This window comes from Sorangium aterium (assembly GCF_028368935.1).
Classification (GTDB): Bacteria; Myxococcota_A; Polyangia; order Polyangiales; family Polyangiaceae; genus Sorangium; species Sorangium atrum.
On sequence record NZ_JAQNDK010000001.1, the window covers coordinates 3645628 to 3666334 of the forward strand.

Below are 20707 nucleotides of genomic sequence, written 5' to 3' on the forward strand. Positions count from 1 at the left end.
CCGAAAGAAAGTTACGTGACATGAACACCTCCGCCGGCGTCAGCGTGCAGGGCATGTGCCATCTCGCTACCGCCGGATATCCCTGAAGATCTCGCCTTCTACAGCGCTGCCCGACGCACCCGTCGCGCGTGGCCCAGAGTGGCTCAGCTGCGCGCGGCTCACCGCAGGACCCGCGCGAGCGCCGCGTCGTCGACCTCCTCCTCGGCGGCGTGCTCGAGCGCCGCGCGCAGCGCGTCGTCGGCCGTGGCCCCGGCGGCGACGCGGATGTGCTCCTGCGCCTCGGGGTAGCCGGCGACGCGCAGGAACAAGGCGGCGCCCACCCGGCGATCCCGCGGGGCGCTGGCGTCGTCGAGGGCGTGGAGCGCGTCCTCGGGGGTCAGGCCGGCGGCGCGGTAATCGCCGGCGGCGAGCAGCTTGCGGAGGTCCTCGCGCCAGGCCCCAAGCTCGCGGCCGCGCCGCTCCAGCGCCTCGGCGCCGCGCGGCGCTGCGCCGCCCGCAGTGGCGCCCTCGTGCGCATCGCGGATGCGCTGCGCGAGCGCCTCGGTCAGGGTGTCCTTTGTCCGGAGCACGACCGAGCCGCCGCCCCGGCGAGAGAGGAGGAGCCGCTCGCCGAGCGTCCGGACCGCGGCGAGCTCGGCGTAGGGGATCCAGACGGTCGAGAAGGGCCGCTCGACGCGCACGCCGTCGGTGCCCACCACGACCTGGGTGCTGCGCGCAGCGCGGCGAAGGAGCCACGTCGACAGCAGGGCGAGGGCGGCCCACGCCACGACCGGCCAGAAGCTGCCGGCGTTCGACAGCGGCCTGGTGAGCGCCGAGATCACGATGAGCCAGAGGATCGTGAAGACCGGCACACCGACGCAGCCGGCTGCGAGCTCGCGGTGGACGCTGCCGAGCGAGACCGCGACGCGCCGCTCCGTGGGGCCGATCCCGAGGGCTGCGAGCAGGCGCGCGCCCTCCTCCTCGCGCGCGACGTGCACCTCGATCACTTGCCCGCGGCGCAGGCATAGCTCCACGCGGACGTGCGGATCCGACAGGACCAGGCCAGAGCGGATGTCGGTGCGCGGGATCGATCGCTTCACGGCGCCGGAGGTGAAGCGCAGCCCGGCCGCGTCGGCGGCCACATGCGCCGGCCCCTTCCAGCCGACGGCGGTGGTGGCGAACAGCAGGCTCAAGAAGGAGAGGCCCAAGGCGGCGAGCACGCCGGGCAGGGTCAGGAAGAGAACGCTGACCGCGAACCTGCCGAGGCTCGGATCGTGGAGCACGCCTGCGAGGACCGAGGCGATCACGCTGACCAGGAAGGGCCCCGCGATCGCGAGCAGCGCGAGGCCTCCGAAGATGCGGCCGAGGGCCTCGTGGCGCCTCGCGACGCGGCGGCTGGTGAGCCTGAAGCCTGATCGGGAGGTCGCCCGCATCGCCCGGACCATTCTGCGCTCCTTGTCGGGGAGATCACTCAGCCGCTTACCGCAGGGCCCGCGCGAGCGCCGCGTCGTCGACCTCGTCCTCCGCGGCGCTCTCCAGCGCAGCGCGCAGCGCATCGTCGGCCGTGGTCCCGGCGGCGACGCGGATGTGCTCCTGCGCCTCGGGGTAGCCGGCGATACGCAGGAGCAAGGCGGCGCCCACCCGGCGATCCCGCGGGGCGCTGGCATCGTCGAGGGAATGAAGCGCGTCCTCGGGGGTCAGGCTGGCGGCGCGGTAGTCGCCGCCGGCGAACAGCTTGCCGAGGTCCTCGCGCCAGGCCGCTAGATCGCGGCCACGCCGCTCCAGCGCCTCGGCGCCGCGCAGCGCAGCGCCGCTGGCGGCGCCCTCGTGCGCATCGCGGATGCGCTGCGCGAGCGCCTCGGTCATCGTGTCCCCCGTCCGGAGCACGAGCGGGATGCCGCCGCCACGGCGAGAGAGAACGAGCCGATCGCCGCGCGTCTCGACCGAGTCGAGCTCGGCGTAAGGGAGCCAGACGGACGAGAAGGGCCGCTCGATGCGCGCGCCGTCGGTGCCCACCACGACCTGGGTGGGGCGCGCGGCGCGGCGGAGGAGCCACGTCGACAGCAGGGTGAGGGCAAACCACGCCACGATCGGCGCGGAGCTGCCGGGGATCGTCACAGGCGGGGAGATCTCTGCGATCACGATGAGCCAGAGGACCATGAACAGCGGCAGGCCGACGCAGCCAGCCGCGAGCTCGCGGTGGACGCTGCCGAGCGCGACCGCGACGCGTCTCTCCGTGGGGCCGATCCCGAGGGCCGCGAGCAGGCGCGCGCCCTCGTCCTCCCGCGCGACGTGCACCTCCATCACCCACCCGCGGCGCAGGCGGAGCTCCACGCGGACGTGCAGATCCGACAGGACCATGCCGGAGCGGATCTCGGCGCGCGGGATCGACCGCTCCACGGCGCCGGAGGCGAAGCGCAGCCCGGCCGCGTCGGCGGCCACGCGCACCGGCCCCTTCCGGCCGACGGCGGTGGTGGCGAACAGCGCGCTCAAGAAGGAGAGGCCCAGGGCGGCGAGCACGCCGGGCAGGGTCATGACGAGGGCGTGGAGCGAGAAGCTGCGGAGGCTCGGCTCGTCCAGCGCGTCGGCGAGGACCGCGGCGATCACGCTGACCAGGAAGGGCCCCGCGATCGCGAGCAGCGCGAGGCCCGCGAAGATGCGGCCGAGGCCCTCGTGGCGCCGCGCGACGCGGCGGCTCGCGAGCTCGAAGGCAGGTCGGGAGGTCGCCCGCATCGCCGGGGCCATTCTGCGCCCGTTGTCGGAGCGATCTCCAGCACGTACTTCTCGGCTCGTCCCTTCGCCGCATGGGCCGTGCTCCCCTTGCGTCCGTCGCCGCTCGCAGCGACGGCGCCAGCGCCGGGCGCGAAGGCTCCGGCGGCGCCAGCACCTCGGCGCGCATGCACACCCCGAGGTCTCGATGCATACGCCCTCGCTCGCCGAGTACATGAAGCACATCGACCGCGGCGACTGGGAGGGCGTGGGTGAGCTGATGCTCTCCTCCGCGAACAAGCTCGCAAAGATCGGCGCCGACTTCCTGATCTGCCCGGACAACACCATCCACCAGGCGCTGCGTCACGTCGAGCCGCTGTCGCCGCTGCCCTGGCTGCACATCGCCGAGGTCGTCGCGGAACACGCGGTCGAGCGCGGGTTCCGGCGCCTCGGCCTGACCGGGACTCGCTGGCTCGTCGAGAGCGAGATCTATCCAGAGAAGCTCGCGGCGCGCGGGCTCGAGTGGGTGCGCCCGAACGCCGACGAACGCGACGAGATGAGCCGCGTCATCCTGGAGGAGCTGGTATACGGCGTCTTCAGGCCCGAGGCGGCCGCCTGCTTTCAGCGGGTCATGAGCCGGATGAGAGACGATGGCTGTGACGCCATCGTGCTCGGCTGCACCGAGATCCCGCTGATCATGAGCGACGCGAGCTCTCCGCTGCCGACGCTCGACTCCACACGATTGCTCGCACGGGCGGCGCTGCGCCGGGCCGTGCGGGCATTGTGATCGCAGCCGGTCAGCACGGCGCAGAAGCTCCAACCCTGGGGTTGCGCGAAACCGCCTCGAGCCCCGTAGAAGGTGCGCGGGGTGATGCGCCGAGGCCGCAGCCTCCCATCATCACTGCGGCCCCGGCGAGGCAGGCGCGGCCCCGAAGAGGCACCCGTCAACGCAGCCGTCGGCACACCCGTAACCCAGTTTTCCCGCAGCCAAACAGATGCGACGAGCATGGCACATGGTTCGCTTGGCCCCTCTGCGTCATCTGATGCTCGTGAGGGCGCCGCATTCTCGGCGAACACGACGCGCTGGATGGGTTCAACCTGGAGGATTCTTTCATGGTAAGGATGCAGAAAGTGTGGCTGGCCGTCCTGGTGGCGGCCGTGGCCGGGGGCGCCGGTGCCGCAGCGCTCCCGAGCGCAGCGATCGCCGCGGGGAAGTGCGATGGCAAGGCGAAGCCCTGTCCGCTCCAGCAGTGGATGCGCGACAACGCAGGTACGCCCATGGCATCTGGCGAACTCTCCACGGTTGCGAAGGCGATGGAGAACGCAGGCAAGTTCGGCGGTGCCAACATGACGGACTGGGCCAAAATGGCCAAAAAGACGGCCGACGACGCCAAGGCCAACAAGACGGACGACGTGAAGGCCGACTGCAAAGCGTGCCACGACGCCTACAAGGCTGCCTATATCAAGAACGAGGCTCTCCGGAACAAGCCGCTCCCGTAAGCAGCGCAAAGCGCCGGTCCGCCCGGCCGCGGCATCATCAGGCGCTGGCGCGCCGCTGTCACGCTCGGCGCCGTGGCGCTCGGCCGCCGTGAGTGCAACGGTAGTACTAACCGTGGATCCAGTAGCGGTAGCCGTTGGTGCGGAAGGGCACGGCGAGCTCGCGGCAGATCTCGGCGATCACATCGGGGGTGAAGAAGTAGTTGCGAATGCGGGCGATGTGCTCGCCGTCGGTCTCGACGGTCCAGACGGTGCGCACCGCGGGTCCGGTGTCGTGATCGAACCAGAAGAGCAGCAAGAGCTCGCCGCGATGCTCGCGCACCTCGCAGCGCGGCGGGCCGCCGAGGTAGCCCGCCAGGTGACGGGCATCGACCCCGCCGGCGTCGGTGGTCGTGATCGACGACAGGCTGCCGACGAACGACCCGGTGCGCGGATCGGCCGGGGGCTCGCGCCCGTACTCGGTCACCACACCGACGATCTCGGTGATCGAGCTGTCGAGGAGCAGCGAGGTCAGGGCCTGCAGGTCGCCGGCGTTGAAGGCGGCGCAGAAGGCGTCGAGCACGCCCGGCGCGGGCGCCCGCGGCTCATCGGCCTCGGGCGCCACGAGCTTGCCGCGGCCGCGGTGCAACGCCGCCTTGACCGCGCCGACCGAGGTCGAGAGCGACGCGGCGACCTCCTCGAGCGAGAGATCGAACACGTCCTTGAGCACCACCGCCGCGCGCTCCTGGGGCGACAGGTGCGCGACCAGGGTGCCAGCGGCCTCGCGCGACGCCCGCTCGTCGAGCGCCTGCCCTGGCGCCGGAGCCGCTGCCGCGGGCTCACCGATCGCGTCGCGCTCGAGCCGCTGCCGCCGGGCGCGGTCGATCCACAGGTTCGACGCCACCCGGAACAGCCAGGCGCGCGGGTTGGGCACCTCGTGGAACAGGGTGCCGAGCGTGACGAAGCCGCGGGCCATGGTGTCCTGCACCAGATCCTCGGCGTCCCACGGGCTCCGGGTCAGGTAGCGGCAATAGCGGTACAGCTCGGGCCGGAGCGGCTCGAACACGTCGAGGAACCGCTGCCATGACGCCTTCACGTCATTGCTCAGCTCGCCGAGGTCGCGCGGATCGTCGCTCATGACCAGACCGGCTCGTAGCACAGGACCGACAGCCCGCCGCCCAGGTTCTGGGTCCGGATCTGCCGCAGCGACAGGCGCTGATCGCGGCGCGCGAACAGCGGCGTGCCGCCGCCGAGCACCACGGGGTGCACGATCAGGCGGAGTTCGTCGACCAAGCGGTGCTCGATCAGCGTCGACACAAGGGCGGCGCCGGCCCAGGCGACGATCGGCTTGCCGGGCTGCCGCTTGAGCGCGGCGATCTCCTCGGGGTCACGGGCCACGCGGGTGTTGGCCCACGCGGCGTGCGTCAGGGTCCGGGACAGCACCACCTTGGGCAGGGCGTTCATCTTGCGCGCGAACGCGAGGTCCTGCGGCGAGCGCGGGCGCGCCTCGGCGTCGGGCCAGTACTGGAGCATGAGCTCGTAGGAGGTGCGCCCGTAGACCGCGAGGCCGACGGAGTCGATCATCTCGTCGCAGTACCGCTCGAACTGCGGGCTGCCGTCCTGGAACCAGTCGAGCTCGCGGCCCGGGCCCTCGATGTAGCCGTCGAGGGAGGTGATCATGGAGACGTAGAGGCGTCGTTCGGTCGGGGGTGTCGTCGTCATGGCCCACCGACGAACGGCGCGGCCGGAAGGATACGGGGGGCGAGAAAATTTTCGGGAGGAGAGGAATCATGTGAACGGTCACAAACGCGGGCCTCACGGTTCGAGCGGCGCCTGGAGACCGTGGTGCTCCTGCGCAGGACCAGCGCGGCGCCTCACGCCCGCTCCTCGTGATCGACGCCGTGCTCCGGAGGAGCCCCGCCAGCCGTGTCCTCCCTCGGGCTGGACGATGCCTGCGGGCCGGTCGATTCGCATTGACGCAGGCAATGTGAACGTTCACAATCTGCTCGATCGCATCCTCTTGCTTCGCCCTGGATGGGTCGTCATGCGCACCGAGGCGTTCGTCATCGGATCGCTCTCGGCGCTGATTCCGTTCGCTCGGCCGTCTCCGATGCGATCACGGATGAGCTCTTGATGGGCTGCCGCTACGCCGTCTTCGACCACGCGACCCAGGCGCTCGGTGAGCCCATCACCGTCCAGGGCTTCGACGCGCCCTGTAAAAGCTAGCTGTCGCAACCGCTCACGGCGCGACGCACGGGCATCGACGCTCGTGCGCCGAACCCCATTCTGACATGCATCCAAGAGCTCTGAGGAGATCATGCAACGACCTCGCGCCTTCCTTCTTCTGGCTGGAGCCACGCTCGCGACGACCAGCGCCCTGAGCGGCGCCGCACATGCGCAGTCGAGCATCGACATCTCGATGACGGAGGCGCCCGCCACGCCGCGCCTGCAAGGCCCGTTCGTGTACGGCGCCGCGCCCTCGTCGCCGTTCTTGTTCGCCATCCCCGCCACCGGCCGGGCGCCGCTCGAGTTTTCTGTCTCGGGGCTGCCCGCGGGGCTCACGCTCACGTCGTCCACGGGGATCATCTCGGGGAAGACGCCGGCCGCCGGCTCCTATCCGGTCCAGGTCACCGTCACCAACGCCGCCGGCACGGCGAGCGCCACGTACACGCTGCAGTCCGGCAGCACGCTCGCCCTCACGCCTCCAATGGGCTGGAACAGCTACGACTCGTTCGGCGCGAGCGTCACCGAGCAGGACATGCTCGAGCAGGCGCAAGCGGTGAGGACGTACCTCCAGCCGTACGGCTGGAACACCGTGGTCATCGACTATCGATGGTACGAGCCCGGGCAGCCGATCGACGCGAACGGCCGCTATGTGCCGGCCACGGGCAAGTACCCATCGGCGACGGGCAGCAACGGTTTCAAGAGCCTCGCGGACGGCATCCACGCGATGGGCCTGGGCTTCGGCATCCACATCATGCGCGGCGTGCCGCGCAAATCGTACAACGCGAATCTCCCCATCGCGGGGTCGAGCTACACCACGCGCGACGCGGGCAACCCCGACGATCCCTGTCCCTGGGATGAGCACATGTGGGGCGTTCGCGGCGACACGCCGGCGGGACAGGCCTGGTACGACGCGCTCTTCCAGCAGTACGCGTCCTGGGGCGTCGATTTCGTGAAGATCGACGACATGCTCAACAACTCGACGCGCAGGTATCACCAGGCCGAGGCCGATGCGATCCACAGGGCCGTGGAGAAGACCGGGCGCTCGATCATGCTGAGCTTCTCGCCGGGTCCCAACGATCCCTCGTGGCTGATCGCCTCGTCCGGCCACCTGAACAGCAACGCCAACATGTGGCGCGTCGTGAACGACTTCTGGGATTACAACGCGCTCACCGATCTTCCCGGCGTGCTCCGCGCCGCGAGCACCTGGCAGGGCGTGAGCGACCTCACCCCGGGCCACTGGCCCGACCTCGACATGCTGCCGCTCGGCTACCTCGGCCCGCGCAACGAATGGCACGCGTCGGGTCAGACGAGGTTCACCAAAAACGAGCAGGTCACGATCATGTCGCTCTGGACCATGCTGCCGTCGCCGCTGATGTTCGGCGGCAACCCCGCGCGGCTCGGCTCGGACGCGTGGACGCTCGCGCTGCTCACCAACGAGGAGGTGCTCGCCGTGAACCAGGACGCGCTCGGCGCGCGCGGCCGCCGCACGACGGTGGACGGCGGCGAGATCTGGGTCCGTGACCTGAGCGGCGACCGCAAGGCCGTGGCGTTCTTCAATCATGGAGACCAGGACATGACGATGTCCGTGTCGCTCTCGCAGCTGGGCGTCACGGGAACGCCGGTGATCCGGGATCTGTGGCGTCGCGCCGACGTGAGCGGCATGAGCGACGCCCTGTCCGCCGACGTTCCCGCCGGCGCGGCGCTCATGTACACGCTGTCGCCGCCGGGCGGGACGGGCGAGGTCTCGAGCGCGGCCGCCACGAGCGGCTCGAGCGGAGGCGCAAGCACGAGTGAAGGCGGCGCCGGAGGAGGTGGAGGCGACACCGGAGGAGGTGGAGGCGCCGTGACGGCGGGCGTGAGCGCCGGCGGAGCCGGCAGCGGGGGAGAGGCCGGCGCTGCGGGCAGCACCGGCGAGCCGAGCGGCTGCGGGTGCACGGTGCCCGGCCACCGTCGCGCGCCCGCGGCGCTCCTCCTGCTCCTCGCGACGACGGCGCTCGGCGCGCTTCGTCGGAGAGCAGCCAGACGCAACGACGCGAACGTCGTCTGCCGCTGATCTTCGCGCCCCACCGCTCACGGACCGGCGCCAGCGTGAGCCTGCTCGACCTCTCGCCGCGTGGCTGCCCCGCGGATCCTGAAGTGGCCAAGCACGGTCCAGGCGTCGAGCACATCCTCCTCGCTCGGCGCCGGCCCGATGTTGTGGAGGACGAGCGGGATGCCGCGCGGCCCCTTGCGATCGCTGACGATGCCCACGTGGTCCGGCGTGCACGAAGGGCACGGCTTGAGGGCCCAGACCACGATATCGCCAGGCTCCCAGGCGCTCACCGCGGCCTCGTCGAACGTCCTGGGGAGCGACGTCGCGTGGGCGCGCAGGTACGTGAGCATCGGCCCGACGCGGCGATGATCGATGTTGCGATCGGGACGCTCGATTGTCGTGTAGACCGCCCGGCGCGCGAGGATGTCTTCGTGGATCTTCTCCTGGAGATCGATGCCCGCGGCGCGGACGGCGCGGACGACGACATCGGTGCAGACGCCGCGGTCCGGGGCCGGATCGCCGTTGGGGTAGCCGATCGCGACCCACGCGGGATCGTAGGTGACGCCGCGGGCGACCTCGAGGCGCGCGCGGGCGACGATCGGATCGGCGGACGCGGGCGCGATGGCGGGCTCGGCAGGAGGCGCTGGAGCAGGCTCAGGCGCGGGCGCGGGGAGCGACGCGGGCGCCTCTGCGCGTGCAGGCACAGGGGCCGACGCGTGACGGCTCTCGCGCGGAGCGGGACCTTGCGAGCCACAGGCCAGGACGGTGACCGCGGCGACGCACGCCAGGAATCGTGAGCTCATGGCGCGTCATCGGCCGGAGCGGGCGATCTGTGACAGGGACGGCGCACGAGCGCCCCAGGCCCTCCAGCGCCTCCCCCACCCCGCCCCGGCGGCGCGCCGCCCTCCGCGCGACCTGCGACGACGGCGCTGGGCAGACGCCTTCGGTGCAGTAGAACCAAGGCTCCCCCCTTGCCGAGGAGCTGCCGCATGACGCGTCGTCTTCAGGAGCGCCTGCTCGCGATCATGGACCGCAAGAACCACTGGGCCTGGGCGCACCTCACCGGCCCCGGCCTCACGCGAGACCAGCTCGCGGTCCACTTCAGGCACGAATACCGGGTCTACGTGCGCGACTTCCCCGTGCTGCTCGCGCGCGTGCTCGGCCAGTCGCCGCCGGCCGCGGTGCGCAGCGCCCTCGCCGAGAACCTCTTCGAAGAGCAGACGGGCAAGCTCTCGCTGGGCGTGTCGCACCCGGCGCTCTTCCTGGAGATGATCGACGGCCTGGGCATCCCGCGCGCGGCCATCGAGGACGAGTCGATCCCGCTCGAGCCCGAGGCCCACGCCTACAGGGCGCTGCTCGACCACGTGAGCGCGGCGCCGCCGTGGGTCGTGGGCGCGGCGGTGCTGACGATCTTCGTGGAGGGCAGCGTGCACGAGCGCGCAGAGCTCCTCGGGCAGCGCGAGGCGCCGCCGATCGAGGAGGCGCTGCGCGCGCACCCGATGGTGCGGCACTACGGGTGTCCGCCCGAGCGCATGCGCCTGGCGAGGGCGCACCGGGCGGTCGAAGGGGGGCACCGGCGGGACGCGTGGGAGATGGTGCTGGAGCACGCGCCGGACGAGGGCCCGATGGCGGACGCTGTCGCGTCGGCGGTGGCCGCAGCGCACGCGGCCTGGCTCGCATACCGGGATGGAGTCGCGCGCGCGATGGGGCTCCGGCAGGCCTGAGCTGGCCCCGGCGAACTCCTCCGGTTGTGCCTGACACGCGCAGGGTTCACTGGTAGTATCGCGCGCATCGCTTGGGCCGTTCTGTGCCCGTTCTTGAGGAGATCTCCCAGTATGTCCTTCTCGGCTCGTTCCTTTGCCTTCTTTGCCATGTTCACGCTCGGGTCCGTGGCCGCGTGCGGCGGCGAATCCAGCTCCGGGGCCGGCGGCGCCGGCGGGTCGGGCGACGACGCCGCGGGCCCGGGCCCCGGGAGCACCTCCTCCGGCCCCGGCGCGACCAGCGGCAGCGCCTCGAGCGGCGGCGGCGCCACCACCGGCAGCGCCACGACGAGCAGCGGCTCAGGCGACGTCGCCGCGAGCGCCACGAGCAGCGGCTCAGGCGACGTCACCGCGAGCGCCACGAGCACCGGCGCCGGCGACACAACGACCAGCACGGCGGCGACCGGCGGCACGGACCCCGGCGGCTGCAGCATCTTCTGCTCGGACTTCGAGGGCGGCTCGCTGCCTTCCGAGCTCCAGTTCTTCCCGGACTACCTGCGCCCGAGGATGGGCGAGTTCGTGACGCTGGACAGCACAGGTCACAGCGGCACCCACTCCGTCAAGGTCTCGGGCACGGACTTCAGCCAGATGCTCGGCGTGGCCGTGCCGAGCAACTTCTGGGGCAGGATCTACCTCAAGAGCGCCACCGACATCCAGATGGGCCACAACACGTATGTCGCGGCCGTGGAAGGCAACGGGGATCCCAACAACGGGGAGCAGATCCGCATCGGCGAGCACCAGTGTCAGCTCGAGCTGAACCGCAAGAGCGACGACAAAGAGAAGCTCTCGAACGGCGGAATGTACATGTGCAGCGGCGGCGTGAAGCTCGTCGCGAACACCTGGTACTGCCTCGAGTTCCACTACGACGGGCCGGGCCGCTCGGTGAATGTGTTCGTGGACGGCACCGAGGTCACCGCGATGGGCGTCACGGACTGGGGCCCGTACGACTACAAGCTCTTCAAGTTCGGGTTCGAGAAGTACCACGGCGGGGCCAAGACGATGTGGTACGACGACCTCGCGCTCAACTCGGAGCGCGTCGGCTGCGGCAAGTAAGGCCGCGCCGCGCGGCGCTGGAGGGAGCCTGAGCGGCCGCGGGAACGCCGCGGAGACGACATGAAGGCGATTGTCTACGACCGATACGGCTCCCCCGACGTCCTGAGGCTCGAGGAGATCCCGAGGCCCGATATCGGCGACGAGCGCTGAACCGAGGGGGGACCTACGTGATGCTCGGGGGCTCCATCGGTCGAATCTTTCAGCTCTTGCTCATCGGGCCGTGGATATCGAGGAGCGAGCAAAAGAGGATGCACCTTTTGGCAGCGAAGGCGAACCACGACCTCGCTGCCCTGGGGGAGCTGTTCCAGGCGGGCAAGCTGAGCCCCGTCATCGATCGCTGTTTTCCGCTCGACGAGGTTCCCGACGCGTTCCGCTACTTCGGCGAGGGGAGAGCGCGCGGGAAGATCGTCATCACCGTGTGACGGCGCCCCCTCTGCCGACCGACGCCGGGCTCACTCGTCGATGACGGCGTTGACGATCCCGTCGAAGAACTCCGCGTTCCCGACCGCGTCGAGCATCCGGTTCCAGCCGATCTCATCGAACGGCGTGGGCAAGCCGTGGTTCGTCAGGATGACCCCGATCAGCTCGCGGCGGCGATCGATCCACAGGAAGCACCCGGTGCCGCCCGCCTTGCCGTAAGAGCCGCTCGAGAGGCGCGACCCGCCGTTGGAGAAGCGGTGGGTCGCGAGCTCCCAGCCATACCCCTTGGGCGTCATCAGGAGATTCGTTAGCGGCGACACGTCGGTCTCCGACGCCCTCACCTCGGGCGTCTGGTTGCTCACCATCGCGGCGGCGACCTGGCGGCTCAGGACGCGGACGCCGCCGTACCTGCCGCCGTTCAGGATCATCTGGCAGAACACCGCGATGTCCCGCGCCGTCGAGAAGACACCGTCACAGCCGGCGATCCCGCCGAGCGCGTGATCCTGCTCGTCCTGCACCTCGCCGCGCACCACCCTCCCCCGGATCTCGGAGTAGCCCGTGGCCGCGGTCCGCGAGATGAGCGCCCCCGACGGGTTGAAGGTCGTGTCGCTCATGCCGAGCGGGCCCCAGATGCGCGCCTTCGCGAAGGCGTCGAGATCCATGCCCGAAGCGACCTCGATCACCCGCCCGAGGAGGCGGTAGGTGAGATCGCTGTAGAGCACCTGCGTGCCAGGCACGTACTCGAGCGGCGACTCCGCCATGCGCTGCCAGACGCGCTCGCAGTCCGGATCGTCCAGGAACTGGCTGTCCAGCGGCAAGCCGGCCGTGTACCGGAGCATGTCGCGCACCTTGATGGCCTGCTTGCCGTTGGCCGCGAACTCCGGGATGAAGTCGGCCACCCGATCGTTCAGCCGAAGCACGCCGTCCTGCGCGAGGATCACCGCCGACGTCGCCGTCGCGAGGACCTTGGTGATGGAGAGCAGGTCGAACAGCGTGTCGAGCGTCATCGGCTCGTCCGCGCCGCGGACCCGGGAGCCGAACGCCCGGTGCCCGACGATCCTCCCGCGCCGCGCTACCAGGGCGACAGCGCCCGGGAACAGGCCGTCGGTCACCCGGCGCTGGATGCGCGCGAAGACGTCCTCGAGGCGCTCCGAGCACAGGCCGACGCCCTCGGGCCGCCCAGGGACGAGGTGCTCGTACGTCGTCTGCGCGTACGCCTCAGCCACCTTGGTCGACAGGAACGCCGGCGCGAACGCGGCCACCGCCGCCGTACGGCCCAGCCCCTGGAGTAGGCGCCTGCGATTGAAAGATCCATGCTCGGTGCACATGCTCGCTCCTGATCCGTGATCCGTAGGGGGCGGGTCGTGCCGCTGCAGAGCCCGCTCGGGCGCGCCTTCGCGCGCCTTCGCTGAGGTCGCCATCGACGCTCGCGAACGCCCGAATTCCTGGACAGCAGGAGGCGTGCCGAGCAGCGTCCCCGACGGTTCGCGGCGCCGCGCCGCGAGAGCTCCAGCGGACGGTGCGCCGATCGTGCACCCGCCTGCACGATCGGCCGCGTGATCACCCGCACGGCCCCATCGCTCTGCACGGTTTTGCATGATTCGTGCAAACCAACGCCAAACCGGCGCACGGCGGCGCGCGGCGCCGCGTAGGATGTGCTCGTGGACGAAGCCTTTCCCGGCGGCGATGTGCGGGGCTCCTGCACGACGACGCTCCGGCTCGCGATCGTGGCCGGCAGCACGGTCACCTTCGCCCCGCTGCCGCCCCACGGCCGCGTCGTCCTCGGCCGCGACGAGGGGTGCGACGTGCGGATCGACGATCGCTCGGTGTCGCGCCGGCACGCGGCGCTCCACGTCGGCCCGCCGCTCCGGATCGAGGACCTCGGGAGCGCCAACGGCACCTTCGTCGGCGAGCCGCAGGCCCGCGCGCTGACGGCGCGCACGCACCGCCTGCGGCGCCTCTCGCGGGAGAGCGCGGAGGTCGGCGTCGGCGAGCGCTTCAACCTCGGCGCGACCACCGTCGTCGTCGGCCGCGCGCCCGCGGGGGCGGCCGAGGAGCCCGACCGCGGGAAGCCGCCCGCGGACATCGTGCTGCTGGCCCCGGTGATGGTGGCGCTCTACGAGCAGGCCGCCCGCGCCGCGCGGAGCCCCATCAGCGTGCTCATCCTGGGCGAGACGGGGGTGGGCAAGGAGGTGCTCGCCCGGACCCTCCACGCGCGCTCGCCGCGGTCGAGCGGGCCCTATGTCGAGCTGAACTGCGCCGCGCTGCCGCCGTCGCTCCTCGAGGGCGAGCTCTTCGGCCACGAGAAGAGCGCCTTCACGGGCGCCAGCCACGCGCGCCCCGGCCTCCTCGAGGCGGCCCACGGCGGCACGCTGTTCCTCGACGAGATCGGCGAGCTGCCCCTCGCCTTCCAGGCGAAGCTGCTCCGCGTCCTCGAGGACCGGAAGGTGCTCCGCATCGGGGGCCGCACCCCTCGCCGGCTCGACCTCCGCTTCGTGGCGGCGACCAACCGCGATCTCGAGGCGGAGATCGCGCGCGGCGCCTTCCGCCAGGACCTCTACTTCCGACTGAACGGCATCTCCCTCGTCGTCCCGCCGCTCCGCGAGCGGATCGCCGAGATCGGCCTGCTCGCCGGCAGGTTCCTCGAGGAGGCGTGCCGGCAGCTCGACCAGCGCGGCGCCCCCCGCATCTCGCCGGAGGCGCTCGCCGCCCTCGAGGCGTACGCCTGGCCGGGGAACGTGCGCGAGCTCCGCAACGTGATCGAGCGCGCGGCGGTCCTCTGCGCGGGGGAGTCGGTCCTGCCGGCCGATCTGCCGCCGCACCTGATGAACGGCGCCACGCCCCCGTCGAGCCGCGCCGCGTCGCGGCCCAGCGGCACCATCCCCCCGCCGCCGCCCTTGCCGCCGAGCGGCGCCGCGCTGCCGCCCGGCGGCGCCGCGCTGCCGCCCAGCGGCGCCGCGCCCCTGCCCAGCGGCGCCGCGCTGCCGCCCGGCGGCGCCGCGCCCCCGTCCAGCCGCGCCACGCCCCTGTCGAGCGGCGACGCCCCTCCGTCGGGCCGCGCCGCGCTGCCGCCGCCTCCGCCGAGCGGCGCCGGGCTGCCGCCGACCGACGCGCCGCCGCCGAGCGGGGACGCCCTGGCGAGGCTCCGGCTCGAGATGAAGGCCGCCGACCGACAGCGCGTGGTCGAGGCCCTCGAGCGGTCCGCGGGCAACCAGACGCGCGCCGCCAAGCTCCTCGGCGTCTCGCTGCGCACGCTGATCAACCGGATCGACGAGTACGGCATCCCGCGGCCGCGGAAGCGGCCCCCCTGAGCGGCGGGACGCTGGCCGCGAGACGATGTTGGTGCCGGACGACTCCTGGGGACGAATCCAGCAGCCAGAGCGACAGACGGGTTGAACCCACCGGACACGAGCAGAGTCTCGAACCGCCAAGCGCGCCACGGACGCCAAGAAGCGGACACGATTCGGGACGTCCGTGGCGGTTCATTTCACGCCAGATCGACGTGATCGGTGCCCCAGCTCCGCACGTGTGGCGCAGGCCTATCTCATCGGCACCAGCGGTAACCACGGTTTCCTCCTGTGGAGGAGGACCTGACGGCGCTCACCAGCTACCGCTCGAGCGAGCACGGCATCCTCGGCGACCGCCCCTCGCTCGAGGTGTGCTTCTACTGACCGTCTCCTGACCCCGGCCGCTTCCGCCGCGTCGCGGGCCCGCCGGTTGAATGGGGCGAACCGCGGCGGCATCAGAGCCGCGTGCTAGCCCCGGAGGCCCCATGCGTTTTTCTCGGACGCTCGCCGGTTGTGCGGTTGCATCGTGGATGTCCCTCTCGACCACCTCCGCGCTGGCGGAGGTGGTCCTGGACCAGATTCAGTTCTTCGGGCGAACCACCTGGAGAAAAGATTACAAGAGCGCGATATCCGACTTCAACAACATCCAGGTCAGCATCGCCGCAATACCCTACGAGGATGTCTACTCCGTCGAAGCGGAATACGCAGGGGTGACGACCCCGCTCACCTTCAACGACTACAACGATCGTTACTATGCGACGATCGACACGAGCACGGTGCCCTACGGCCCTCACACCTTGACGTTCACCGCGTACGACAAGCTCGGAAGAGCGTCGACGAGGCAGTATATCGTGCACAAGTACGCGCCGCCCAGCGTCTGGGTGACGAGCCCGCGGCCAAACCGCACGCTGACCGGGGACACCCGCATCGCTGCGACGTGCGTCGGGACGCCTCCCTATTCCTGCACGCAGCTCAAGGCGCGCGTCCGGAGCCAGGTGCGCGATGAGGAGCTGGTGGGCGTCCCGTCGTCGGTGCCAGGGAGGATGGACGTGCTGCACTACCTGTCATCGCCGCTTCAGTCGGGCGAGGTGCTCACGATCAGGCTCGAGGCGATGGACGGCGTGGGCCCCGTCTGGTACGGGCCGACCCTCGGCGGGGGACTCGGCTTCTACGACTGGGCGCTCCCGCGCGTCTACGTCGAGCGGAGCCCGAAGCTCACCGCCGTCCAGCGCGCCCCCGGCGCCATCCTCGATTTCGACGCGACGCGCGTCCTGTTCATCGATCACGCGCTCCAGATCGGCGTCGTCGATCGCATGACGCAGCAGGTGACGTGGCTCGGGGAGCTCCGGCTCCACCATGATTGGATGCACAAGCCTGGTTACGGGGCGCTCACGCCGTCCGGCGTCGCCATGCAAGCGTGGTACGGATACGTCTTCATGTGGAAGGACGGCGCGCTGGACCGGACGCCCAGGCAGGGCCGCCTCGACGCGGTGAACGGCGATACGCTCCTGTGGACGAGGGCCGACGACGACGAGGCCATCGTGCACACGTTCTCGACAGGCATCGAGACGAGCTTGTGGCACGACCCTGGCAGCGCGTCGCCGTTCCAGGCAGACATCACGGCGTCAGGCGACGCCTACTACAGCACGCACGAAGAGCCGTGGATCCGCGGACCGGGCGAGATCCGCCTCGGGAACCATCCCGGCTACTTGCAACGGCCGATCACCGACGGGACGAACGTCGCCGGCCGGTGGTGGAGCGGATCGGTGAGCTCGAGCTACCTCTACACGGCCGACGGCGCGGAGGTGTTCCTGGGCGACTCCAGGACCGGCGATGCGGCAGGGCTGCTGCTGCACGCAGGGTATGCGGCCTACCTGAAGAGCGACGGGGCCGTCAACCAGGTATGGCTGCGGACCCCCGCGGGCGACGAGCACCAGCTGAGCAACTTCGCAGCGCCGAGCCAGTTCGATCAGCAGGAGCTGCGCATCGGGCACGACGGCATCAGCGACACCGGCGAGGTCATGTTCCTCAACAACGAGAAGCGTTACATCGGGCGGCCTGGAGTCGCCCCGGAGGAGATCAGCAGCGACCTCGGACACGGGCGCTGGTTCGACGGGGACTGGTACGTCACCCTCGGTGACACCTTGTTCAAGGTGGCGAGCGCAGAGGCGCCGGCCTTCCTCGCCCCGTTGCCGGGCGACGCGACGCTCGTCGACGCCGAGGACGAGGACGAGGACGAGGACGAGGACGAGGACGAGGACGAGGACGAGGAGCAGAGCAGAGCGGCGGTCTCCCGCTACGCGCAGAGCAGAGCGGCGGTCACCCGCACAGGAGACGGGCCCAGATCGGCGTTTTCGGCGCGCAAGCGCACTCCCGTGCGCTGAGCACCGAAAACGCCGAGGTGGGCCCGTATCCGAAGCGGGTGACCGCCGCTCTAGAGGTTGCGGATCCAGGTGCGGAGGACGGCCAACCCGGCCTCGTCCACGATCTCGGTCCCGAGGGGCGGCATCGAAGGCCAGCCCGGATCGCGTCTCCGGGCGCGATCCACCACGTCGCTGCCGTCGGGATCGCCCCGGTTGATCACCAGGCCGACGGCGGTGCGGTAGGTGGCCGTCGACTCGACGGACGCGAGCTCGCCGACCCGGAGCGTGAAATCGAACCTGCGCTCCGGGTCATAGCAGCGCGCGCCGTCGCTCTTCGGGCGGCTCCGGTTGTGGCAGTGGCTGCAGTTCGCGTGCAGCCAGCCAAGGGCATCGCGCGTCACCGCGTCTCCGGGCAGCTGGATCGGCCGGGGCGGAGGATCCGACAGCATCCCGCGGGCGACGACCTCGTCGAGGTCGACCTCGCCCCGGCTCGTGGCGAGCTGGATCGCGGAGAAGCCGAGCACGCGGCTCCTGGTCCCGCCGTGGCAGCCCATGCACTCGGCCGCCGCGGGCACGTCGTGCGGCGTCCCGCGCGCGTCCGCGGCGCCGCCGGGCGTCGCTAGCGCGTCGGTCCCGTCGGCGTTCCAGACGTAGGCGACCGAGGCCCAGTCCTCGGGGGCGGGGCCCACCTTGGCGAGCACGCGGGTCTCGACGAGCGCCCCATCCCTCCGGAACTCCTTCCACAGGCGGGTCCCGTCGGGGAACTGCCATGCATCCTGATCGCCGGTGTCGATCTGCGCGCCGGGCGGCAGCCGGATGAACCGCTGCTTCTCGGCGCCGTCGCTCCAGAGCGCGAACCCGGGCTCGTAGGCCACCACGTCGCTCGCCACCGCGCGCGCGGCGATGTCAGCGTAGAGGCCAGTCTCCGACAGCGCCGCGGGCAGCTCGGCCTGGCGCTCTGGATCGGGCGGATCGCACTCGTGGAAGTCGTCGCAGCCGGCGGCGGCGAGGCCGGCGACGGCGAGCCAGAGCAGGGCGGAACCAGCGCGGGTCGGGCGCCTCTCGCGGGTGGACATGGCCGTATCTAGACAGAGGCCATGTGCCATCTCCAGTGATGGTTCGTGATACAGAATATCACCATGGTGAATCTATCGACCATCGACCTCAACCTGCTCCACGTCCTCGCGGTCACGCTCGAGGAGCGCAGCGCGACGCGCGCCGCGCGCCGGCTGGGCGTCACGCAGTCGGCGGTCTCGAACGCGCTCGCCAGGGCCCGCGAGCTGCTCGGCGATCCGCTGCTCGTCCGCGATGGCCGCGGCATGGCGCCGACGCCGGCGGCGGACGAGCTGCTGCCGGAGCTCGCGGCGGCGATGGGCCAGCTGCGGTCGATGATCGAGCACCGGCGGGTGTTCGACCCGCGCTCGTCGACCCGGGAGCTCACGCTCGCCTGCGCCGACAACTCGCAGATCGCGGACGTGCCGCCCGTCGCGGCGGCGCTCGCGCGGGAGATGCCGCTCGCGCGGCTCCGCGTGGTGAGCATCGATTACCTGGTGGCGTCGGGGGGCATGTCCGCGGGCGGGCTCGACGCGGCGATCGGGGTGCACAAGCGCAACCCTGGGCTGCGCGTCGCGCCGCTCTACCGGGATCCGACCGTGGGGGTCGTCCGCCACGATCACCCGATCGTGGGCCAGCGTCTGACGCGGGGCTCCTTCCCGCGGCTCGGCTTCATCGACGTGCACATCCCGCTAGGCCGTCCGGGTCGTGGTCACGCCATGGTCGAGCAGGCCCTCCGCGCGCAGGGCCTGGTCCGCCGGATCGCCCTGGTGGTCCCTGGTTTCGCGGCCGCGACGATGGCGGCAGCGGCCAGCGACCTGGTGGCGTTCATGCCTCGCCGCGTCGCCGTGGCGCTCGGGTCGCACCTCCCAGTCCGGATCGTCGAGCTGCCCGTGAAGGACCTCGGGCACGAGATCTCGCTCGCGTGGCATGAGCGGACGCACAAGGACCCGGCGGCCGCCTGTTTGCGGAAGGTCATCATGGAGACCTTGCGTGCGGCTGGCGGCGGCGGCTGCGACGAGGCCCCGCAGAGGAAGCGGCAGCAGCGCCGCCACGATGGCGGGGGATCAGGCGGTCATTGACCGAAGCCATCGTCCTTCTCGGCGATGTCGTTCACGCCGTCGTTGCCCTGGCCGATCGACTGCGCGGCTGAAAAATGCTGCTGGGTGTCGCCGCGGACCGTCGCGAGCGTCCGGGGTCGTGAGGCCCGGCTGGCCTCAAGAGGGGGCGTTGACCTCGAAGTTCCAGATCGTGTAAGGACCGACGGCATCTTCGCTGGCAGCCTTGAAGAACACATGGCTCGAGTAATCCATGAACAGCGTGTGGATCGTGTTTGCCGCCAGGGATTCATAGACGAACCACTGCCCGTCGCTGATCCTGCGGTACCAGAGCTGAATGGGCATGTCCCCCACGGTGATGGTCGACATCCTGAACGGCTGCGGAAAGCGCTCGTTGGTCCCGTTCCAGACCTTGATCCACTGGTCCGCGACGTGGGACTGGAGCTTGCGCGGCTCCGCCGGCCAGTTCGGTATTCCGCACGCACCGCCGATCAGCTTCGCGGTCCCCGGCCCTTGGCCGTCGCCGGGGTCGACGAAGCCACACCCCGTGAAGCCCGGGTTGGTGAAGGACAGGTGGTAGTGACCGTACCCCGATCCGTCCTCCACGTTGATGTAATTGGTGCCCTGCTGCATGCCCTCGCAATACTGGCGATACGTCCAGCACGAGCCCTCCGCTTCCTCGCAGGGAACGAGGTAGCCGTCCGCGTACCCCGTCTCATACGTGAACGTCGCCCTCGCGTCGGCCCACATGCCGTTCAGCGCATCGAAATCGTCGAAGCCGACGAAGCAGCTCAAAGCCGCCCTGGCAGGGCTGGCCGACAGCATCGCGCCGAGCGCCATGGAGGCGGCCACCGCGCCGCGCAGCAACGTTCGAACCGTGGTGTTCATGGGTCTCTCCGGTCTCTCTTGTTCGGGTTGGTTTCTCACGGCGCGGCCATGAGCTCGTCGAGCTCGCGCAGCGCCGGCGAAAGGAAAGGCGTTCGCTCCCGCCGTTATCCCGGCTGAGGCGGCGCGACTCTGGTGCCCTGCACCGCCCGGGAGCCCCGTAGAGCAACGCGCATACCAGGAGGAAGCGCGCTTCTCTCCGCCGCCGTCTCCGCGCCGGAGCGAGTCCCTGTCCCCCGCGGGGACGCGGCGATTCCAGCCGAATGGCGCTCGTCGACGGCGCGGGAGCCCTGACCTTCGCGAGCGGCGAAGGCCACCGCGGGCCGCGCGCGTCATGCAGACGGCCGTGACATGTCACGCTTGCTCGTCACGGTGCGACCGTGACATGTCACGCTTGCTCGTCACG

17 protein-coding genes are annotated in these 20707 nt (G+C 71.0%); 9 read left to right on the forward strand and 8 right to left on the reverse strand.

What is annotated here, in order from left to right; all coding sequences use genetic code 11:
• Window positions 1-158: 158 nt before the first annotated feature.
• Window positions 159-1424: a hypothetical protein gene (locus POL72_RS13465; protein WP_272095586.1), complete on the reverse strand. Its 1266-nt coding sequence runs from the start codon at window positions 1422-1424 to the stop codon at window positions 159-161.
• A gap of 34 nt (window positions 1425-1458) precedes the next feature.
• Window positions 1459-2712 carry a hypothetical protein gene (locus tag POL72_RS13470; RefSeq protein WP_272095587.1) on the reverse strand — a complete coding sequence of 418 codons (1254 nt, stop codon included), beginning with the start codon at window positions 2710-2712 and terminating at the stop codon, window positions 1459-1461.
• On the opposite strand from POL72_RS13470, the gene POL72_RS13475 reads away from it, so the two are divergent.
• Together POL72_RS13475 and POL72_RS13480 are read left to right on the forward strand one after the other, a co-directional pair.
• Window positions 2636-3475, forward strand: coding sequence for an aspartate/glutamate racemase family protein (locus POL72_RS13475; protein ID WP_272095588.1), 840 nt, complete (start codon window positions 2636-2638; stop codon window positions 3473-3475). The genes POL72_RS13470 and POL72_RS13475 overlap by 77 nt on opposite strands.
• A 326-nt stretch (window positions 3476-3801) precedes the next feature.
• On the forward strand, window positions 3802-4188 hold the full coding sequence (locus POL72_RS13480; RefSeq protein ID WP_272095589.1) for a hypothetical protein: 387 nt from the start codon (window positions 3802-3804) through the stop codon (window positions 4186-4188).
• Between the two features lie 106 nt (window positions 4189-4294).
• On the opposite strand, the gene POL72_RS13485 is transcribed toward POL72_RS13480, so the two are convergent.
• Window positions 4295-5302 carry an RNA polymerase sigma factor gene (locus tag POL72_RS13485; protein ID WP_272095591.1) on the reverse strand — a complete coding sequence of 336 codons (1008 nt, stop codon included), beginning with the start codon at window positions 5300-5302 and terminating at the stop codon, window positions 4295-4297.
• Window positions 5299-5886 (reverse strand): dihydrofolate reductase family protein, encoded by a 588-nt coding sequence (locus POL72_RS13490; RefSeq protein ID WP_272095592.1) that lies wholly within the window; start codon window positions 5884-5886, stop codon window positions 5299-5301. The genes POL72_RS13485 and POL72_RS13490 overlap by 4 nt, the downstream gene beginning before the upstream one ends.
• Window positions 5887-6481: 595 nt before the next feature.
• Between POL72_RS13490 and POL72_RS13495 the strand changes: the two genes are divergently transcribed.
• Window positions 6482-8443, forward strand: coding sequence for a putative Ig domain-containing protein (locus POL72_RS13495; protein WP_272095593.1), 1962 nt, complete (start codon window positions 6482-6484; stop codon window positions 8441-8443).
• 17 nt (window positions 8444-8460) lie between these two features.
• Here POL72_RS13495 and POL72_RS13500 read toward each other — a convergent pair whose 3' ends face one another.
• Window positions 8461-9225, reverse strand: coding sequence for a DUF1287 domain-containing protein (locus POL72_RS13500; protein WP_272095594.1), 765 nt, complete (start codon window positions 9223-9225; stop codon window positions 8461-8463).
• Window positions 9226-9411: 186 nt separating this feature from the next.
• Here POL72_RS13500 and POL72_RS13505 point away from each other — a divergent pair, with 186 nt between their 5' ends.
• The 3 genes from POL72_RS13505 (at window position 9412) to POL72_RS13515 (ending at window position 11657) form a co-directional block, all read left to right on the forward strand.
• The gene (locus tag POL72_RS13505) at window positions 9412-10146 is read left to right on the forward strand and encodes an iron-containing redox enzyme family protein (protein ID WP_272095595.1); all 735 of its coding nucleotides are present in this window, start codon (window positions 9412-9414) and stop codon (window positions 10144-10146) included.
• A 111-nt stretch (window positions 10147-10257) separates the two neighbouring features.
• The gene (locus POL72_RS13510) at window positions 10258-11235 is read left to right on the forward strand and encodes a hypothetical protein (protein WP_272095596.1); all 978 of its coding nucleotides are present in this window, start codon (window positions 10258-10260) and stop codon (window positions 11233-11235) included.
• Window positions 11236-11405: 170 nt separating this feature from the next.
• Window positions 11406-11657, forward strand: coding sequence for a zinc-binding dehydrogenase (locus tag POL72_RS13515; RefSeq protein WP_272095947.1), 252 nt, complete (start codon window positions 11406-11408; stop codon window positions 11655-11657).
• Window positions 11658-11687: 30 nt separating this feature from the next.
• Here the strand turns inward: POL72_RS13515 and POL72_RS13520 are convergent, their stop codons facing one another.
• Window positions 11688-12983, reverse strand: a complete 1296-nt coding sequence (locus POL72_RS13520; protein ID WP_272095597.1) for a serine hydrolase domain-containing protein — start codon at window positions 12981-12983, stop codon at window positions 11688-11690.
• 333 nt (window positions 12984-13316) lie between these two features.
• Here POL72_RS13520 and POL72_RS13525 point away from each other — a divergent pair, with 333 nt between their 5' ends.
• Both POL72_RS13525 and POL72_RS13530 read left to right on the forward strand, forming a co-directional pair.
• Entirely contained in the window at window positions 13317-14966 is a 1650-nt protein-coding gene (locus tag POL72_RS13525; RefSeq protein ID WP_272095599.1) for a sigma 54-interacting transcriptional regulator, read from the forward strand.
• A gap of 506 nt (window positions 14967-15472) precedes the next feature.
• Window positions 15473-17326 carry a hypothetical protein gene (locus tag POL72_RS13530; protein ID WP_272095601.1) on the forward strand — a complete coding sequence of 618 codons (1854 nt, stop codon included), beginning with the start codon at window positions 15473-15475 and terminating at the stop codon, window positions 17324-17326.
• 50 nt (window positions 17327-17376) lie between these two features.
• Here the strand turns inward: POL72_RS13530 and POL72_RS13535 are convergent, their stop codons facing one another.
• Window positions 17377-18381: a hypothetical protein gene (locus tag POL72_RS13535; protein WP_272095602.1), complete on the reverse strand. Its 1005-nt coding sequence runs from the start codon at window positions 18379-18381 to the stop codon at window positions 17377-17379.
• A 63-nt stretch (window positions 18382-18444) separates the two neighbouring features.
• Here POL72_RS13535 and POL72_RS13540 point away from each other — a divergent pair, with 63 nt between their 5' ends.
• Entirely contained in the window at window positions 18445-19440 is a 996-nt protein-coding gene (locus POL72_RS13540) for a LysR family transcriptional regulator (RefSeq protein WP_272095603.1), read from the forward strand.
• Window positions 19441-19575: 135 nt separating this feature from the next.
• On the opposite strand, the gene POL72_RS13545 is transcribed toward POL72_RS13540, so the two are convergent.
• Entirely contained in the window at window positions 19576-20304 is a 729-nt protein-coding gene (locus tag POL72_RS13545; protein ID WP_272095604.1) for a hypothetical protein, read from the reverse strand.
• Window positions 20305-20707: the final 403 nt, after the last annotated feature.

Excerpts from the sequence above, each read along its gene's own strand:
- POL72_RS13465 (WP_272095586.1), bottom strand. The coding sequence starts at position 1,424 with ATGGTCCGGGCGATGCGGGCGACCTCCCGATCAGGCTTCAGGCTCACC.
- POL72_RS13475 (WP_272095588.1), top strand. The coding sequence starts at position 2,636 with ATGCGGCCGAGGCCCTCGTGGCGCCGCGCGACGCGGCGGCTCGCGAGC.
- POL72_RS13470 (WP_272095587.1), bottom strand. The coding sequence starts at position 2,712 with ATGCGGGCGACCTCCCGACCTGCCTTCGAGCTCGCGAGCCGCCGCGTC.
- POL72_RS13480 (WP_272095589.1), top strand. The coding sequence starts at position 3,802 with ATGGTAAGGATGCAGAAAGTGTGGCTGGCCGTCCTGGTGGCGGCCGTG.
- POL72_RS13485 (WP_272095591.1), bottom strand. The coding sequence starts at position 5,302 with ATGAGCGACGATCCGCGCGACCTCGGCGAGCTGAGCAATGACGTGAAG.
- POL72_RS13490 (WP_272095592.1), bottom strand. The coding sequence starts at position 5,886 with ATGACGACGACACCCCCGACCGAACGACGCCTCTACGTCTCCATGATC.
- POL72_RS13495 (WP_272095593.1), top strand. The coding sequence starts at position 6,482 with ATGCAACGACCTCGCGCCTTCCTTCTTCTGGCTGGAGCCACGCTCGCG.
- POL72_RS13500 (WP_272095594.1), bottom strand. The coding sequence starts at position 9,225 with ATGAGCTCACGATTCCTGGCGTGCGTCGCCGCGGTCACCGTCCTGGCC.
- POL72_RS13505 (WP_272095595.1), top strand. The coding sequence starts at position 9,412 with ATGACGCGTCGTCTTCAGGAGCGCCTGCTCGCGATCATGGACCGCAAG.
- POL72_RS13510 (WP_272095596.1), top strand. The coding sequence starts at position 10,258 with ATGTCCTTCTCGGCTCGTTCCTTTGCCTTCTTTGCCATGTTCACGCTC.
- POL72_RS13515 (WP_272095947.1), top strand. The coding sequence starts at position 11,406 with ATGCTCGGGGGCTCCATCGGTCGAATCTTTCAGCTCTTGCTCATCGGG.
- POL72_RS13520 (WP_272095597.1), bottom strand. The coding sequence starts at position 12,983 with ATGTGCACCGAGCATGGATCTTTCAATCGCAGGCGCCTACTCCAGGGG.
- POL72_RS13530 (WP_272095601.1), top strand. The coding sequence starts at position 15,473 with ATGTCCCTCTCGACCACCTCCGCGCTGGCGGAGGTGGTCCTGGACCAG.
- POL72_RS13535 (WP_272095602.1), bottom strand. The coding sequence starts at position 18,381 with ATGTCCACCCGCGAGAGGCGCCCGACCCGCGCTGGTTCCGCCCTGCTC.
- POL72_RS13540 (WP_272095603.1), top strand. The coding sequence starts at position 18,445 with ATGGTGAATCTATCGACCATCGACCTCAACCTGCTCCACGTCCTCGCG.
- POL72_RS13545 (WP_272095604.1), bottom strand. The coding sequence starts at position 20,304 with ATGAACACCACGGTTCGAACGTTGCTGCGCGGCGCGGTGGCCGCCTCC.